Source organism: Leptotrichia sp. oral taxon 221 (assembly GCF_018128245.1).
Taxonomy (GTDB): domain Bacteria; phylum Fusobacteriota; class Fusobacteriia; order Fusobacteriales; family Leptotrichiaceae; genus JABCPH02.
Window position 1 is genome coordinate 1292992 of the sequence record NZ_CP072378.1, and the last position, 17606, is coordinate 1310597.

Below are 17606 nucleotides of genomic sequence, written 5' to 3' on the forward strand. Positions count from 1 at the left end.
TTTTTATTAATTTCACTAACTTCTATTTGTCTTATAAATACCTTCCAAACGTCTTCTTGTAGCAGTTTTTGAATACCAAGTGTCCTCCAAAATAAGTGCATCTTTAAGTGGCGTTTTCAAAACTTGCTGTTTCATATGATTTATAAACATACATCTCGAAGAATGATGATTGTCTAGCGTAACACAAGATGCAAAGTGTATTGCCACTTCTTCCGGCTTAATTTTCCCTTCTTTTTTAAGACATTTTCCCACATTTGACAAAAGAGAATTTACTCCTTTTCCGTTACATCCTCCACATTCAAACATAAGAAGTCTCATATCTTGATCTTGTGAATATTTTTCAAATCCGCCACTTCTTTCATAAAATGACTGGCTGCAATGATATCCGCTGCATCGTCTTTTTGCAATCTCACATTGAATTATTACAATTAATTTAATTTTTGATAAATCCATATTTATAATACCTCCTAAAAACATCTATTTTATAATTTAGTTTTCTAATTCAAATTTTATCAAAAATAGAAACCTTTTGTCAATTAGATTTTATTACTAAAAAAAGTCCCTATCCAATTATAGACAGAGACTTTGAATATATTTTATTTCAAATGTTCTACATCATTCCTGGCATTCCCATTCCACCTGGCATTCCTGCACCTGCTGATTTTTCTTCTTTTTTGTTTCCAACAGCTACTTCTGTAGTTAACAATACTGATGATACTGAGATTGCATTTTGAATTGCTGAACGAGTAACCTTAGCAGGATCTATAATTCCAACTTTTACCATGTCAACATATTCTTCATTTGCAGCATCAAATCCGATACCTTGTTCAGAATTTCTAACTTTTTCTAAAACTACTCCTGAATCAAGACCAGCATTTATAACGATTTGTCTCAATGGAGAAAATAATGCTTTTTTCACGATTTCTACACCTAAACCTTCTTCTCCTTCTAATTTGAAATCTTCAATAGCTTTAGAGATTTCAACTAAAATAGTTCCTCCTCCAGGTACGATTCCTTCTTCAACGGCAGCTTTTGTCGCATTCAAGGCATCTTCGATTCTTAATTTTCTTTCTTTCATTTCAGTTTCTGTAGCCGCTCCAACTTTAATAACCGCAACTCCTCCAGATAATTTAGCCAATCTTTCTTGTAATTTTTCTCTATCATAATCTGAAGTTGTTTCTTCGATTTGATGTTTAAGTTGATGAACTCTTGCTTCAATTTCCTCTTTCATTCCCAAACCATCTACGATTACTGTGTTATCTTTACTAACTCTAACTTTCTTAGCTTGTCCTAAAAAGTCAATTTCTGTCATTTCCAATTTAATTCCTTTTTCTTCAGAAATAACTTCTCCACCAGTTAAAATCGCAATATCTTGTAACATTGCTTTTCTTCTATCTCCAAACGCTGGCGCTTTAACAGCCACAACATTCAATGTTCCTCTCAATTTATTTACAACTAATGTTGCCAACGCTTCTCCTTCTACATCTTCCGCAATTATCAACATTGGTCTACCAGTTTCAACAGTTTTTTCCAAAATTGGTAATAACTCTTTCATACTAGCAATTTTTTTATCTGTAATCAATAAATAAGGATTATCCAATTCAACAACCATTCTTTCAGTGTCAGAAACCATGTAAGGTGACAAATACCCATTATCAAATTGCATTCCTTCTACAACTTCCAATGTTGTATCCAATGATTTAGCTTCTTCAACTGTAATTACACCTGATTCTCCAACTTTTTCCATCGCTTGAGCAATCAAATTACCAATTTCTTTATCTCCAGCTGAAATTGCTCCAACTTGTGCTATTTCTTCATTTGATTCAATTTTTTTCGCCCTTTTTGCCAATTCTTCAATCACTTTTTTAGTTGCTTGTTCCATACCTTTTCTAATGAAAACAGGATTTGCTCCAGAAGCTACCATTTTCAATCCTTCTTTAATCAACGCTTGTGCCAAAACAGTCGCTGTTGTAGTTCCGTCTCCAGCCACATCATTTGATTTTGTTGCAACTTCTTTTACTATTTGTGCTCCTAAATTTTCAATTGGATCATCTAATTCAATCTCCTTCGCAATCGTAACACCATCATTCGTAATAATCGGCATTCCAAATCCTCTATCCAACACAACATTTCTACCTTTAGGCCCTAATGTTATTTTCACTGCATCTGCTAATGTATCTACTCCAATTTCAAGCGATTTTCTCGCATCTTCATTAAATTTTATAACTTTTGACATTTTCATTCTCCTTCTTTTTTAATTTATACTAGTCAGTTATTGCTAAAACATTATCTAAATTTAAAATTAAATAAGTTTCATCTCCATCTTTCACTTCAGTCCCAGTATATTTTTCATGAATAATTTTATCTCCTACTTTGATATCTTCAATTTCTTTCCCAATAGCCACAACTTCTCCAGTAGTTGGTTGATCCTCACCAGTTTTTCCTGGTAAAACAATTCCACTTTTTCTAACTTCTTCTTCTTTAACTTTTTTTACTAATATTCTTTTCCCTAATGGTCTAATATTCATATCTCCTCCTAATTTTATTATCTTCAATAATTTTTACTAAAGTCTGTTCAATAATAAACATAATATAAAATATATCTAATAATTTTATATAGTTTAAATATTAAAAAAGTTAGCACTCTCTCGACAAGATTGCTAACTATATAATAATATATTTTTTATTTTTTTTCAAGTATTTTTTTCTGATTTGATGTTTCTTCATTCGTTGAAATAGATTTTGATTTTTCTACAATAATTTCATATTTCTTATCCGTATCAAATTCAAGATTTTTTATTTTTTCAGCAATTTCATCAGTCATTGCTTCATTCCCAATAACTAAAACAATGTAACTTTCACTATTATTTGCATCTACCAATTTCCCAATTTTTACTTCACTAATACTATTTCCAAAACTTTTATACAATATATTTTCTATCGTCTTTAAATCCCTTTCTAAAGAAATTTTATCTTCAGTAGCGTTAGGTACTGTTATTTCTTCCGATTTATCCTTTATCTGTTCTTCTTTCAAATATTTCGATAAATCCTGTACTGTCAAATATTTTTCATTTGAAATCTGTTTTATATTCAAACTATATTTCCCCAAATTATACTTCTCTAATTTTTTTTCTAAATTCTTAATATCTTGATTTTTAACATTATCTCCAACAATTTTCAAAGTTATCACTTTATTTTTTTTATCAATTGAATCGTCAAAAACATAGTGATTATTCAATTCTTTAGAAATAAATTTTTTTAGCGAATTATCTCTTGCCGTATCTTGCACCAAAATAGTTGCAGTATATATACTTGGAAGTACTACAAGTAAACTTCCTACATAAAAAATTACTTGCTGTCTTAGGGACATTCTTCTTTTTCCATCAAAAATATCCCCATAATAAATTTTTAGTCCAACTAGCGTTGCCATCATTATAAAAAATACATTTATAATGAATAAATATCCAGCTCCAAGAAAAATTTTAGGATTTCCATGAGCAATTCCAAATCCTACTACACATAGAGGCGGCATTAATGCCGTAGCAATAGCCACTCCAGGAACTACATTTCCACCATCTTCCTTTGTTTTCCCTATTACTCCTGCAATTCCACCAAAGATTGCAATTAATACATCCCATAAAGTAGGAGATGTTCTAGCTAAAATTTGTGGAGTTACATCATTTATTGGACTTACCAAAAAATAAAATGTTGAACTAATAACACTTATTAAAACAAAAATTCCTAGCCTAAAAAGAGAAAGATAAATTCTTCTCAAATTTCCAGTTGATAGCCCAAGTCCTAATGATTGAATTGGTGACATCAAAGGTGAAATCAACATTGCTCCAATAATTACTGCAACAGAATTCGTATTTAATCCAATTGAGGCGATAACCATTGCACAAACCAAAATAAATAATGTTTCTTTTGTAAAATCAGAATCTTCAATAATATTCCGTTTTAAAATTCTATATTTCTCATGTTTTATTTTTTCCATTTTATATTCTCCTTTTAAACTTAAATTTTCTAAAATTTATTTTTTATAATACTCAAAATTAATAATATCAAACAACTATTTTTCAAATAAAACTAAAATTTCACTACTTTTATATTTTTTAAGTTTGAACAAATAATTTACCATCTCTAATGTACATATTTTTAATTTTTACATGTTTTTTTATTCTATCTTTATTTTTCTCTTCATATTCCTCACCATATTTATACACTGGCGTAGTCTCAATATAGTTACTCAATAAGGATTTCAACATTTTTGCTTCCGAAGAATCTGCCACTTCCTTACCATTTTCATCTAAAATCTTATCAATCGACAAATCCACTAGATATAATTCTTCTTTATTTGTATCATATCTGACATTTGTACTCAAATACATTTTTCCACTAATTCCACTTCCAACAAGCGAAGCTGAATAATCAGCGTCAATATACATTTTATCACCCTTAAAATCAACTTTAGGATTTTTCAAAGTAACCTTCGCAAACAAGAAATTTTTTGTAATTGGAAATTTTTTGTCTACTTTTCCTTGTATTATAGACTTTGGAACACTTAAAGTTTTATTTTCCAAAAAAGTGCAAGAAACTATTCCTAATGCAACTACAAATACTAGAATCATGATTAATGCCAATTTTTTTAGAAAACTGTTTTTCTTTTTTCCCATTTTTACATCTCCTTTTTTATTTATTCGCATTTTCAAAAATTTAAATCTTTATTATTTTATCACTAAATCCATCGTTTGAAAAAATAATATTTGAACAATTTACTGTACAAATTTTAAAACTATGTACCTCTTTCTTATTTTTTAAAAATTCTTTTCCTGAGTTACTTAATTCGCAAATACCATCACTTATAAATAAAATATCTGCTTTGTTATAATATTTAACTTCTTCTATTATTTCAACAGCTCTTTTTAATGGTGTATCAAAATCAGTCCCTCCGTTAAAATTTTGATTTAAAAAATTAAATACTTCAATATTATTCTCGCTATTCTCAATATTTAACTCTAAAATTTCTCCGACAGATCCAAATAAAATAATATATAATTTTCTATCTTCTTTTTTCAAAATTTTTGAAATTGCTAGAAGTAATGCTCTTGCCTTTTTTAAAGGCGTACCGTTCATACTTCCTGATGTATCCAAACAAGCTATGATTGGACCCTTTTTATATTCTATATCATCTTCCTCTGTTTTTCTTTTGCTTTCTCCTTGAAGTTCATATGTTAAGAGACTATTTTCATACATTTTTGCATAAAAAAGATTTTCTAAATCTTCATTTTCGAACAAAATTAACTCTGATGGAAGAATTCTTGTGATATCATTACTTTTATAAATCCCAAATAATTCATCTTGTGACATTTCATTAATTTCTTTTTTCTTAGAAACTTCAACTTCATCAAGATTATCACTTTTCCCTAACGTATCTAGCACTTTTTTTATTTCATCATTAATTTTCATCTCTTCTATAATTTCACTAAAATTTTCAGGTAATTTTTTCAACTGACTGTAAGTATAGCCAATTCCATTTTTATTTTCTTCTGAAAAATCAGAAAACTCTTTCAAAAAATTTTTATATTTTCCTCTAATATCATTATTAATATTATTAACTTCCTCTCTAACCTTATTTAAATCACTCATTAAATATTCAGGTATGTTCTCATCTGAAATTTCTTTAATATAGTTTTCTATTTCTAAACCTTCCAATTCCATATTAATAATATTTTTTGCATTCAAAGGAATGTTTTCATAATCCTGATACAATTCTTTCATATTATATTTATAATCTTCCATGTTGGAATCCTCTTCTTCCTCCAAATCCCAAACATACCACTTAGTTGCCCCTAACTTTTGTTTTGCTTTTCTTTTTAACGCAGTAATTGTCCTTTCCCAGGTTTCATCAAACATTTTCCCAAATCCAAAAAAATCAGAAACTTTTTCTAAAAATCCAATATTTGCTTTTTCATCACATTCATCAAGACATCTCATACAAAATGTATGACAATTTTTAAAGAAAGGATTATAATACCTTTTATTCCCAACTCTTGAAAGAGCATATTCACTAACATTCCAATTCCCCACAGCTCCATCTTTATTTGATGAAACATAAATATTTTTCCCACGCCATGCTTTTTCAGTAAAATCTTCAGGTGTAGAAATCAAAATCTTACTTTTCCCTAATAAAAGATTCTGAACTTTTACATTAGAAATTTCTCTATTTCCAACATAAATTCCTGAATGTTCTGCAACCAACATTAAATCAGAATATAAGACACTTCCTTCGATAGGAACAACTTTCATTCTATGAAAATTATCTATTAAACTTTTTATTGCTCTAAAACCAAATTTACCACTAAACCAAGTAAATGGATTTAAAAAATTAATCATAACCAAATGTTCTCCTGACAAAGTTCTTCTATTTTTTCTATAACTTCATTTTTCTTTTGTACCTCAAGCTGTATTTTTTCTAGTTGTATATCATTTTGATTGGCTTTATTTACTGAGTTTTTTATTGTTTTTTCATCTAAAGTTTCAGGATTATTTATCGAACTAATAAGTTCTTTCACTATTTTTTCACTTATGTTTTGAATTTTTTCACCTATGTTTTGAATTAATTTTTTAGACTGATAATTTTCTATATCTTGAGAAGGATTCCCAGAAAATACATTATTCATTTCTTTTCCAATTTTAATTATATCTAAAACTTCTTTCCATTCTTTTTTTATTACTTTATCCAAAATAGTATCAACTTTTGTTATATTTTTTGGATTATTCCATAAACATTCTCTTAATAAAGTTAAATCAGAAATATCAACTACATTTCGCTCATTTACAAATGCTGAAATTTTTAACAATTTAGAAATTTTTACAATTTTTCTATCTGAAATAATTTCTTTTTTTTCATCTTTTGTAAATGATTTTTCATACTCTTCAATTAATTTTAAAATTAGACTTGACATTTTATCAGAAATTAAAACTTCTTTACTTTTTATTTTTATTATCTCTATTTCTTCTCTTGTAATTTTCAATTCTTCTGGTATAAAAAACTCCTCTTTTTCTAAATTTAGCAATCTTTTCCTTTCATCACTTTCAATATATCCAACTTCTTTCTTTACTAAAAATCTATCATAAAGTGCTTCTAATTCAATAGAAGTAGGAAATTCATTAGAAGCTCCAACTAATGAAATCAGAGGAACATCTACTTTCCCTCTTCCATTATGATATTTTTTCTCATTTATTATAGTTAAAAGGGAATTTAAAATCGAAGAATTCGCTTTAAAAACTTCATCTAAAAATACAACTGATGCAGATGGCATATATCCTTCTACATTTCTTTCAAACTGATCATTTTTCAATTTTGTTATCGAAAGTGGACCAAATAATTCTTCAGGCGTTGTAAATTTTGTAAGTAAATATTCAAAATAATTTCCATCTTTTATAACTTGTGATAATCTTCTTGAAACTTCACTTTTTGCCGTACCTGGAGGCCCTAATAAAACTATATTTTCACTTGATAATAATGTTAAAAGTCCGATTTTCATAACATCTTCTTTTTCAATTAGTCCTTTATTTAAATGTTCTAATAATTTAAATATTTTTTGTTTTAATTCCATTTTTCTCCTTTTCATATATTATTTGCTATTAATAAATTATCATTTTTTATTTATTTTTCTTAATGTTTTATTATACCATATCTTTAAATTTTTTGTAAACTAAAAATTTACTTATCATCTTTACTATTACGAATATTTTGTCTTTAATATATATATCTTTTGTATTAATCTTTATAGTCTTAGTATCGCTATCATCACCTATTATATCCTTACCAACTATTTGACAGAATTTGGAATTTAAAGATACACTTATATACTTTAATTTATTTTCTATAATTATAATTAAAGAATCTATAATCTCCGTTTCATATCTTACACTAACTTCCACATCCTCTCTAATATTATCTAATAATGATATTCTTAAATCCTTTGCTTTATTATCTAGATATTCTATATACATCATATTATAATCCCTTTCCTTTCGTATTTAATCTTAATATTTTTCAGTTTAAAAAAAAAAGGTATATCATTAAGATATACCTTTATAATAACTATTCTATCACTTCAATAGGGTTTCCGTGATATCTTACATTAGCGTGCATAAATGAAATTTTATATAATACATCATTTTCAATTACATAAGAGTAGAACGAATTTCCATCTTGATTATCTAGGTTATTCTTACTGAATGTAAATATATTTTTTAAGTAAGAGTAAATCAATTTCTTAGTATCATATTCCATACTTTCATACACTACATCCATATATATATCCTCAGATACCATTTTTCCATCTATATTAAAAAATGGTGCAAAACTAAATAATAGTCTCACATCATCAACGATATATTTTGAATCGTACTCATATAATAATTTTATATCAGGATATTGCCCATTAAATACAGTATCTTTTAAAAGCCAAGTATAATAGGCATTATCTAATGAATTTTGTGTATCTGATATACAGTTAAAGAATACTTTTTCATACTCATCTAAGATTTTCATCATCTTAGATATATCTATCTTAGTATTACCTATTCCTGCTATTTGACTTATTAATGAGTCTCTGTGAAAGTCATTGTACACTTCCTTTATGTAATATCTTCTTTTTATTATATCTGGAGATTTAATGATTCTTGCTAATAAATACCCCCCAAGATACACTATTATTTCTCCAGTATCGTAATCTTGGAATAACCTTCTTCCTTCTAAAGCAAAATATCTTTCCAAGTATTTTTCACCAGGTAATTCATCTCTGTAAGATAATTTTGTAGATAAGAAAAATTCAAACCATTCTTCTTTTCTTTCTAATGGTCTAGCAAATGAATCTTCCCAAATCCACTCAGTAGGAGTTTCATTTTCTATAATTTTTTGCGAATTCTTTTCAGATATTTTCTTAACACTATCTATAATACCATTTCTAAAAATTTCTAAAAATTCTGAAGATAAATCTTCAGGTGATATAGTTTCTATATTACATCCAGTAGTATTTAATATATCGTTCAAATTTTCATCAACCATATTTTCTAATTGAGATATTATTTTATTCTTCTCATTTTCAGAATTAATTTTAAAATTTTTTAATAAATCTTCAATAAATTGATTTGACAAAAGTAATTTTTTGAAATTGTTTTTTGAATTATTATCTTTCATTTCCTTGTTTAAAGTATTTTTATCCATAGTAAATTCCCCCTTTTTTATATAGTTATATTATGCCATATTTTATTCTTCGTTTAATATTATTTCCCATAAAAAATAATAATTTTTTTATTCTATTACATAAGAAATCAATACTTTTTATTAGAAAATAAATTTAATATACATCACTTTCTTTTGTAATTATTTCATCTAAACCACAATCATTCAAAAAATATGTATCATCTTTTTTAAACACTACAAATACTTCTTTAAAAATTTCCCAGTCCAAGACCCTTCATTCTCTGCAATTTCTTCAGGAGTCCCTTCTGCAATAATCTGTCCACCTTTGTAACCACCTTCAGGCCCTATATCAATAATGTGATCCGCAACTTTAATTACATCTAAATTATGCTCAATTACTAAGACTGTATTCCCTTTATCAACCAATCTGTTTAACACTTCTAATAATTTTCTGATATCTTCAAAGTGAAGTCCTGTCGTAGGTTCGTCCAAAATGTAAATGGTTTTTCCTCTTGACATTTTTGATAATTCAGTTGCAAGTTTTATACGTTGAGCTTCCCCTCCTGAAAGAGTTGTCGCAGGTTGTCCTAATTGAATGTAATTCATTCCTACATCCATCAATGTTTGCAGTTTTCTCTCAAGTGACGGAATATTTTTGAAAAATTCGTATGCTTCTTCAACTGTCATTTCTAGCACATCTGCTATACTTTTGCCTTTGTACTGAACTTCCAGTGTTTCTCGATTGTATCGTTTTCCTTTACAAACTTCACATTCCACATAAACATCTGGTAAGAAATTCATTTCAATTTTATTAATTCCAGCACCGCTACACGCTTCACATCGTCCACCTTTTACATTAAATGAAAATCTTCCTTTCGTGTATCCACGCACTTTCGCATCGTTTGTCTGTGCAAATAAATCACGAATATCATCAAAAATTTTCGTATATGTCGCAGTATTCGATCTCGGCGTTCTCCCAATCGGCGACTGATCAATGTCAATCACTTTTTCCAAGTTTTCAAGCCCGTCTATTCCACCATTTTCAAGCGGATATAATTTCCCTTTATTTAGCCTGTTGTGAAGCTCTGGAAACAATGTCTGATTAATCAATGTCGACTTCCCACTTCCTGAAACTCCTGTCACGACCGTCAAAACTTCAAGAGGAATATGTGCAGTCACATTTTTCAAATTATTTCCTTTTGCATTTTTCAAAACAATTTCTTTAGTCGCTTTTCTTCTTTTTTCAGGAACTTCAATTTTAATTTTTCCGTTCAAATATTGCGCTGTCAATGATTTTTTATTTCTCATAACTTGTTTTGGCGTTCCTTGTGCTACAACCTTTCCTCCATTAATTCCAGCACCTGGACCTATGTCAATCAGATAATCCGCTTCTCTCATCGTATCTTCATCATGCTCTACAACAATCAAACTATTCCCAATATCACGCAAATCTTTCAAAGTCGCAAGTAACTTGTCATTATCCCTTTGATGAAGTCCAATACTCGGCTCGTCAAGCACATAAATCACGCCAGTAAGCCTACTTCCAATTTGAGTCGCAAGTCTAATTCTTTGAGATTCTCCACCAGACAGCGTTTTCGTCATTCTCGCAAGACTCAAGTAATCAAGTCCGACATTTATCATAAATTTTAGCCGTTCTTTTATTTCCTTCAAAATTTCAGCTGCAATCTGCATTTGTTTTTCCGTAAGTTGAATTTTTTCATAAAAATCAAGTGCATCAACAACACTCACCTCAGTCAGGTCAATAATACTCTTATCATTTACCGTTATTGCCAATACAACATCTTTAAGCCGTTTCCCGTGACAAGTTTTACAAGTTCTCTCTGTCATATATTTTGCTTCCATCTCTTCTCTTGCTGATTCAGAAGCAGTTTCCTTGTATCTTCGTTCAATTCCATGCACAATCCCTTCAAATCCTCGTTTTCCATTATAGCTAAAACTGTCTCCGCTCCAAGAAAATTTAAATTGCTTATCACTTCCATAAAAAATCACATCTTTTTCTTTTCGAGTCAATTTAGAAACCTTTTTATCCAAGTCGATTTTATGTGCCTTTGCCATCGCTATGAATAAATCCCAGTTCCAGCCCTTTTTAGTCGTCGCTCCTGGAAAAACAATTCCACCTTCATTAATTGACAAATTCTCATCAACAATTAATTTATTCTCGTCAACTTCCAATCTCGAACCAAGCCCATTACAAACTTCACAAGCTCCATATGGTGCATTAAACGAAAAAAGTCTTGGCACAACATCTGGAAATACAACATCTGGATGGTCTGGACAAGAAAAATTCTCACTAAATTTGTTATCTTCTCCATTAATATTCACAATTATTTTTCCATCAGAAAGCTCACTCGCAGTTTCAATCGCCTCTGTCAATCGACTCAAAAACTCCTTATTATCCGCCTTAAACACAACCCTATCAACAACAACTTCAATATGATGTCTTTTATTCTTATCCAAAACAATTTCATCACCCAAGTCAAGAATATCGCCATTCACTCGAACTCTTTGAAACCCTCTTTTCTGCAAATTCAAAAACAAATTTTTATGAGTTCCCTTTTTATCAATCACAACTGGCGACAAAATTATCATTTTATCCTTTTCTTTTCTAGAACTCATCAAATTATCGACAATTTCCTGAATCGACTGTTTTTCCACTTTTCTATGACAAATCGGACAATGTGCCTCTCCAATATGTGCCCACAAAAGCCGCATATAGTCATAAATTTCAGTAGTTGTACCAACAGTCGAACGAGGATTTTTCGATACACTTTTCTGTTCAATCGAAATCGCAGGAGAAAGCCCTTCAATACTATCTAATTCAGGTTTCTTCATCTGCCCAATAAACATTCTCGCATAAGCCGACAAGCTCTCAACATACCTTCTCTGCCCTTCTGAATAAATCGTATCAAACGCAAGTGAAGACTTCCCACTCCCAGAAACCCCAGTAATTACAACCAGCTCATTTTTGGGAATCTCAATATCAATATTTTGCAAATTATGCTCTCTAGCTCCAGTAATCTTTATTTTGTTGTCTTTCATTCTCTTCAATGTTCCTCTCTAATTTTTCTCCTCAATTAACTTAAATCCCTCTAAATCAGCTTTTTTAAATTCTTCAATCAATTTTTTATTTTCAAAATTTTTACAAAAAAAGCCTGTTCCATAAATTATTTAACAATCTATGAAACAGATTTTTTTCAATCACAATATTTTTACTAAAATACTTTCCTTATAATTCTTTATCTTCTAAAACTTCTACTTTTGGCTCATCCTTAACTAAAGCGACCTTCATTTTCTTACTTCCTTCAAACATTCCACCTTCCTGAATAACTAATGTTAATGAAGTAATATTCGATCGAACTTTTCCTTTTGAACCAATTTCAACTTTATCAGCAACTATATCTCCAGAAACTTCTCCTTCGATAAGAACTGACTTTGCTGTAATATTCCCTTTAACTCTTCCTTCTGTTCCTACATGAACTAAACTTCCAGCTTTAATATCACCTTCTAAAACTCCTTCAATTTGAAACATTGAATTTGTCTCAATTGTTCCTTTTATTGAAGTTTCCATTGATATTACACTCACTCCATTTAAATCATCGTCTTCTGAAGTAACAGAACTTGAAGCCATAACCTCTCCATTTCTTTCTTTCACTTTTTTTGCATTATCAAACAATCCCATTTCTTAACCTCTTTCCTAAAATTTTATTTCTCATATGGCAATCCAGATGCTTTTGGTGCTCTTGATTTTCCTACAAATCCAACCAATGCTAACAAAGTTAAAATATATGGTATCATTGTCAAAAATTCTTGTGGTATTGGCATTCTTGTAGCTTTTGCCATATCTGCAAACACTTGTCCAAACGCAAATAATAGACTCGCCAAAATTGCACCTAGAGGATTCCATTTTCCAAAAATCATCGCTGCCATCGCAATATATCCTCTTCCTGCCGACATATTATTTGAAAATGACGGAAGTAACACAGCTGTTAAGTAAGCTCCTCCAAGCCCACCTAATGCTCCTGATAAAAGCACACTAATGTATCTAATTTTATAAACACTTATCCCAACTGTATCTGCTGCCAATGGATGTTCCCCAACCGAACGAATTCTCAATCCTAAAACAGTTTTATACAATAAGAAATACATTGCAATTGCAAGTCCATAAACTACAACTATCATTAACATTTGATTAGCAAGAGATGGATCACCTTTTGCATTTACTGCATTTGGTGTGCTTCCAGCCGTTTTATAAATTGCCTTTATCAAATACGATGTTGTCGCTGCTGCAAACAAATTAATTGCTACCCCACTTATAATTTGATTTCCTTTTAAATTAATACTAATAAACGCATGAATCAATGAAATTAAAATTCCTACAAATATTCCAGCAATTATTCCTAAATATGGATTACTAGTGGAAATATTTACGACTGCTGTTGCAAATGCTCCACTTAACATAATTCCTTCAAGACCAATATTAACAACTCCACTTTTTTCAGAAATACACGCTCCAACAGATGTTATTAAAATTGGAGGTGCAATAATTATCGTCTGTTTCAATAAATATAATATATCCATTCTACTTTTCCCTTTCGTTTAATTTTTATTTATTTCTTATTTCTATTTTTCTTTTTTCTTAACTAAGAATTTAAATAAATTTTCTGATGCTACAAAAATAATAATCAATGCTTGTATAATCGACACAATCTCTTTATCAATTTGATATCTTTGTTGTAACATTTGTCCTCCAACTTCAAGTGCCGCATAAAATATTGATGCAACCAATATTCCAAATGGATTATTTTTTCCTAACAATGCAACTGCTAATCCTGTAAATCCATAGTCTCCCATAATTCTATCTGTGTAAACGAATTGTGCTGAACCTCCTAATACTCTTTCAGCCCCTCCAAGTCCTGCACACGCTCCAGCAATACCCATTGCTAAAAACATCATATTTCTAGGATTAATTCCTGCATTTTCAGAAACTGTTTCGCTATTTCCTACAGCTTTGATTTCATATCCTTTTTTAAAATATTTAAAGAAATAGTACACTCCAACTATTGTTAAAATTGCTATTATAAAACCTAAATTCAAGTTTTGTTTTGTAATTTTAGCAAACATTAATGGCAATCTCGAACCTACAAAAACTCTTGGAGATTGTGTATTTTGTGATGCTGGATCTTTTAATGGTCCATTCAATAAAAAGTTTTGAAATTCAAAAATTATGTAATTTAACATTATCGTACTGATTACTTCACTTACTCCAAATTTTGATCTCAAAATTCCAGCTATTCCAGCCCACAAGAAACCAGCTATTATTGCAACTATAATTACTACAACAAAGTTTCCTAAAAAATAATTTTTAAAAGTTACTGCCCAAAATGTCGCTGCTAATCCTCCAGCAATCATTTGACCTTGAGCTCCAATATTGAATAATCCTGCTTTAAAAGCTACCATCGCAGCCAATGCTGAAAATATCAGTGGTGTCGAAGTAAATAAAGTTTTTGCTAATCCACTTAAAAATGGTGAACGTGGTGAAGCTTGATAAAATGCTGCTTTCATCATATCTCCATAAGCAAGAAACGGATTAACTCCTCTTGTCATCATTATTATCCCACCTATAATCATCGCAATAACTACTGCTAATATCGACGGAATAAATTCTTTTAGTTTTTGTTTATTAATCATTTAATTTTCCTCCTGCCATCAATATTCCTATTTTTTCTGTCGTTGCATCTTTTCTATCCAAAATTCCTACAATTTTTCCAGAATACATAACTGCTATTCTATCACTCAATGCCATAATTTCCGAAAGTTCAGCTGACACTACCATAATTGCCTTTTTCTTAGTTTTCTCATGCAAAATAGTATTATGAATCATCTCAATAGCTCCTATATCAACTCCTCTAGTTGGCTGAGCTGCAATAATAAATTTATTTTCTCTCTCAAGTTCTCTCGCAACCACAACTTTTTGTTGGTTACCACCCGATAATCCACCAAATTTTATTTTTCCATCTTGTGGTCTAATATCGTATTTATCTATATATTCCTTTGTTTTTTTCTCAATCAATCCATAATCCAATAAAGCCCCTTTAGAATACTGATCTTGTAATCCTAATGCCATATTTTCTTCCACAGTAAAATCATCGATTGTAGCTCTTTTATGTCTATTTTCAGGAATATGAGCCAACCCTTTCTCTTTAACAATTTTCGGTGTTCTATTCTCTAATTCCTGTCCTGCAATTTCATACGTCCCACTTTCAACTTTCATTAATCCAGCAAGTGCCTCAATCAACTCAGTTTGTCCATTACCTTCTACCCCAGCGATTCCCAACACTTCTCCTTCTCGAATCTCAAATGAAACTCCTTTAACTTTCTCAATATTACTCTCATTTTTTACAACTAAATCTTTAACTTTTACAACAGGTTCTCCTAATTTCACATCAGGTCTCTCAACTTCAAATAATACAACTCTTCCAACCATCAAGTTAGCAATTTTCTCTTTAGTCGCTTCTGAAGTTTTCAAATTCCCAACATCTTTTCCTCTTCTAATAACAGTAATATTATCTGACAAGTCCAATACTTCCTGCAATTTATGTGATATGAATACAATTGTTTTCCCTTCTTTTATAAGGTTTCTCATAATTTCATATAATTCTTTTACTTCTTGAGGTGTCAAAACTGCACTTGGTTCATCAAATATCAATAATTCCGCACCTTTAAATAATATTTTTAAAATTTCAATTCTTTGTTGAATCCCAACTGATAAATCTGAAACTTTCGCATCTGGATCAATATTCAATCCATATCTTTCTGAAACTTCTTTTACCTTTTTTCTAGCAGTTTTCAAATCAAAGAAAACCCCACATTGTCTAGGTTCAAACCCTAACACCATATTTTCCGCTACAGTCAATGTGTCCACCAACATAAAATGCTGATAAACCATTCCTATCCCAAGGTTTGCAGCTACTGTAGGTGTCGATATTGTCGTTTTTTCACCTTTATAGAAAATTTCTCCTGATGTTGGTGAATAAAGACCGTTTAGTATTTTCATCAGTGTAGATTTTCCTGCACCATTTTCTCCAACAATTGCATGGATCTCACCCTTTTTTATCTTCAGAGTAATATCATCATTCGCAACTATTTTCCCACCTAAAAACTCTTTCCTTATATTTTTCATCTCTAAAATATAGTCACTCATATTTTCTTGCTACTTAAATATATATTTTCGAATTACTAATTTACAGTAGCTTCTCCTTTCTTTAAATTTATCTAATTTAAAAGATTTATTTAACTAATTTTTTTTATGCAAATATTTCTTAAAAGAAATCTGATACATAATAGTTTGAACTGGTTCTTAATAAATCTAAAATATTAGTTTCTAACATAACCACATCAATTTGATAATCTTTGTAATAATATTTCGGCTTTTCTCCATTTACAAAAACAACCGTATTATTTTCATTATATGTATAACCATGATACTCACTATTTTCTAAGACAAGCACTCTTCTTTTCAATTTCAATTTATTCTTCGCCAAACCTTCAATAATATCTTTTGGAAACCCAGTTATATAAAGATTATTGCTTACATCTGGAAAAATCGCTTGTTCTTCAATATTCTTTGAAATTACAATATCTTTGTCAAATTTATAAACTGAATCATCTTTATACGTATCCAATCCCGCATCTTCATAAGTTTCTTTTATAAAATACTCCAACCGTTTTTTCTCAAAATTTTCCACAACTTCTTTTCTTCTAGTTTTTAATTCCGCAATCAAAAATTCTTTATCTAATTCGGAATAAACCAAATTCGCATCAAATCCTTTTCTATCCAGCAACTGATACAATACATAAATTTGTCTATTTAAATATTCTTGGTCAGTCCCTGCGTATTGTGTCATCGTTACAGCTTTTGACATCCCAACTAATTGTTGACGATAATATTCATCCAACGATGAAGCTGGCATTTCCAAGATTTTTTCTTCTTCTGACAATTGATCATCCTTCAAATCCTGCATTTCATCATAAAACCTTTTTTCCAACAATAAAGAATATTTTTTATTGTTGTTAACTGTTTTCAAAAATTTATTAAAATCGTTATAAAATTTATTTTTTCCAAATAAATCTGTCGGATAATGAATTTGAAATATTTTTATCAAATATTTCCCAGGTATAACTTTTTTGTATTTTTCTTCACCTTTTATCGTTACTTTTATATCGTTAAACGAAGGTTTTTCCTCTTCTTTCCATCTTATCTCTTTTTTTATCTTGTCAAATAATGCAAAGTTTATCACACTTACACATATCATTAACAATAGAATTACTTTTTTCACATTTCCTCCCTTTTGCCTTTTTCAAAAGTTTT

The 17606-nt window shown here is 29.7% G+C and carries 15 protein-coding genes; all 15 read right to left on the bottom strand.

Annotated elements, in window-relative coordinates; translation table 11 throughout:
• Positions 1-15 precede the first annotated feature (15 nt).
• The gene (locus tag J4863_RS05780) at positions 16-453 is read right to left on the bottom strand and encodes a CGGC domain-containing protein (RefSeq protein ID WP_211617850.1); all 438 of its coding nucleotides are present in this window, start codon (positions 451-453) and stop codon (positions 16-18) included.
• Between the two features lie 157 nt (positions 454-610).
• Complete coding sequence (gene groL / locus J4863_RS05785) at positions 611-2236, bottom strand: chaperonin GroEL (RefSeq protein ID WP_211617851.1); 1626 nt, start codon at positions 2234-2236, stop codon at positions 611-613.
• 28 nt (positions 2237-2264) lie between these two features.
• Positions 2265-2528 (bottom strand): co-chaperone GroES, encoded by a 264-nt coding sequence (locus J4863_RS05790; RefSeq protein ID WP_211617852.1) that lies wholly within the window; start codon positions 2526-2528, stop codon positions 2265-2267.
• Positions 2529-2683: 155 nt separating this feature from the next.
• Complete coding sequence (locus J4863_RS05795) at positions 2684-3994, bottom strand: DUF389 domain-containing protein (protein WP_211617853.1); 1311 nt, start codon at positions 3992-3994, stop codon at positions 2684-2686.
• 118 nt (positions 3995-4112) lie between these two features.
• Entirely contained in the window at positions 4113-4673 is a 561-nt protein-coding gene (locus tag J4863_RS05800; protein ID WP_249111480.1) for a DUF1439 domain-containing protein, read from the bottom strand.
• 40 nt (positions 4674-4713) lie between these two features.
• Positions 4714-6393, bottom strand: coding sequence for a VWA domain-containing protein (locus J4863_RS05805; protein ID WP_211617855.1), 1680 nt, complete (start codon positions 6391-6393; stop codon positions 4714-4716).
• On the bottom strand, positions 6390-7619 hold the full coding sequence (locus J4863_RS05810; RefSeq protein WP_211617856.1) for an AAA family ATPase: 1230 nt from the start codon (positions 7617-7619) through the stop codon (positions 6390-6392). The genes J4863_RS05805 and J4863_RS05810 overlap by 4 nt, the downstream gene beginning before the upstream one ends.
• Positions 7620-7689: 70 nt before the next feature.
• Positions 7690-8022: a hypothetical protein gene (locus J4863_RS05815; protein ID WP_211617857.1), complete on the bottom strand. Its 333-nt coding sequence runs from the start codon at positions 8020-8022 to the stop codon at positions 7690-7692.
• Positions 8023-8110: 88 nt separating this feature from the next.
• Positions 8111-9238, bottom strand: coding sequence for a hypothetical protein (locus J4863_RS05820; protein ID WP_211617858.1), 1128 nt, complete (start codon positions 9236-9238; stop codon positions 8111-8113).
• Positions 9239-9451: 213 nt separating this feature from the next.
• The gene (gene uvrA / locus J4863_RS05825) at positions 9452-12277 is read right to left on the bottom strand and encodes an excinuclease ABC subunit UvrA (RefSeq protein ID WP_211619329.1); all 2826 of its coding nucleotides are present in this window, start codon (positions 12275-12277) and stop codon (positions 9452-9454) included.
• 187 nt (positions 12278-12464) lie between these two features.
• Positions 12465-12917 (bottom strand): polymer-forming cytoskeletal protein, encoded by a 453-nt coding sequence (locus tag J4863_RS05830; RefSeq protein ID WP_211617859.1) that lies wholly within the window; start codon positions 12915-12917, stop codon positions 12465-12467.
• 23 nt (positions 12918-12940) lie between these two features.
• Complete coding sequence (locus J4863_RS05835) at positions 12941-13816, bottom strand: ABC transporter permease (protein ID WP_211617860.1); 876 nt, start codon at positions 13814-13816, stop codon at positions 12941-12943.
• 42 nt (positions 13817-13858) lie between these two features.
• On the bottom strand, positions 13859-14923 hold the full coding sequence (locus J4863_RS05840) for an ABC transporter permease (protein ID WP_211619330.1): 1065 nt from the start codon (positions 14921-14923) through the stop codon (positions 13859-13861).
• On the bottom strand, positions 14919-16439 hold the full coding sequence (locus J4863_RS05845) for an ABC transporter ATP-binding protein (protein ID WP_211617861.1): 1521 nt from the start codon (positions 16437-16439) through the stop codon (positions 14919-14921). Before J4863_RS05845 ends, J4863_RS05840 begins: the two co-directional genes overlap by 5 nt.
• A 118-nt stretch (positions 16440-16557) precedes the next feature.
• Positions 16558-17574, bottom strand: a complete 1017-nt coding sequence (locus tag J4863_RS05850) for a hypothetical protein (RefSeq protein WP_211617862.1) — start codon at positions 17572-17574, stop codon at positions 16558-16560.
• Positions 17575-17606 lie beyond the last annotated feature (32 nt).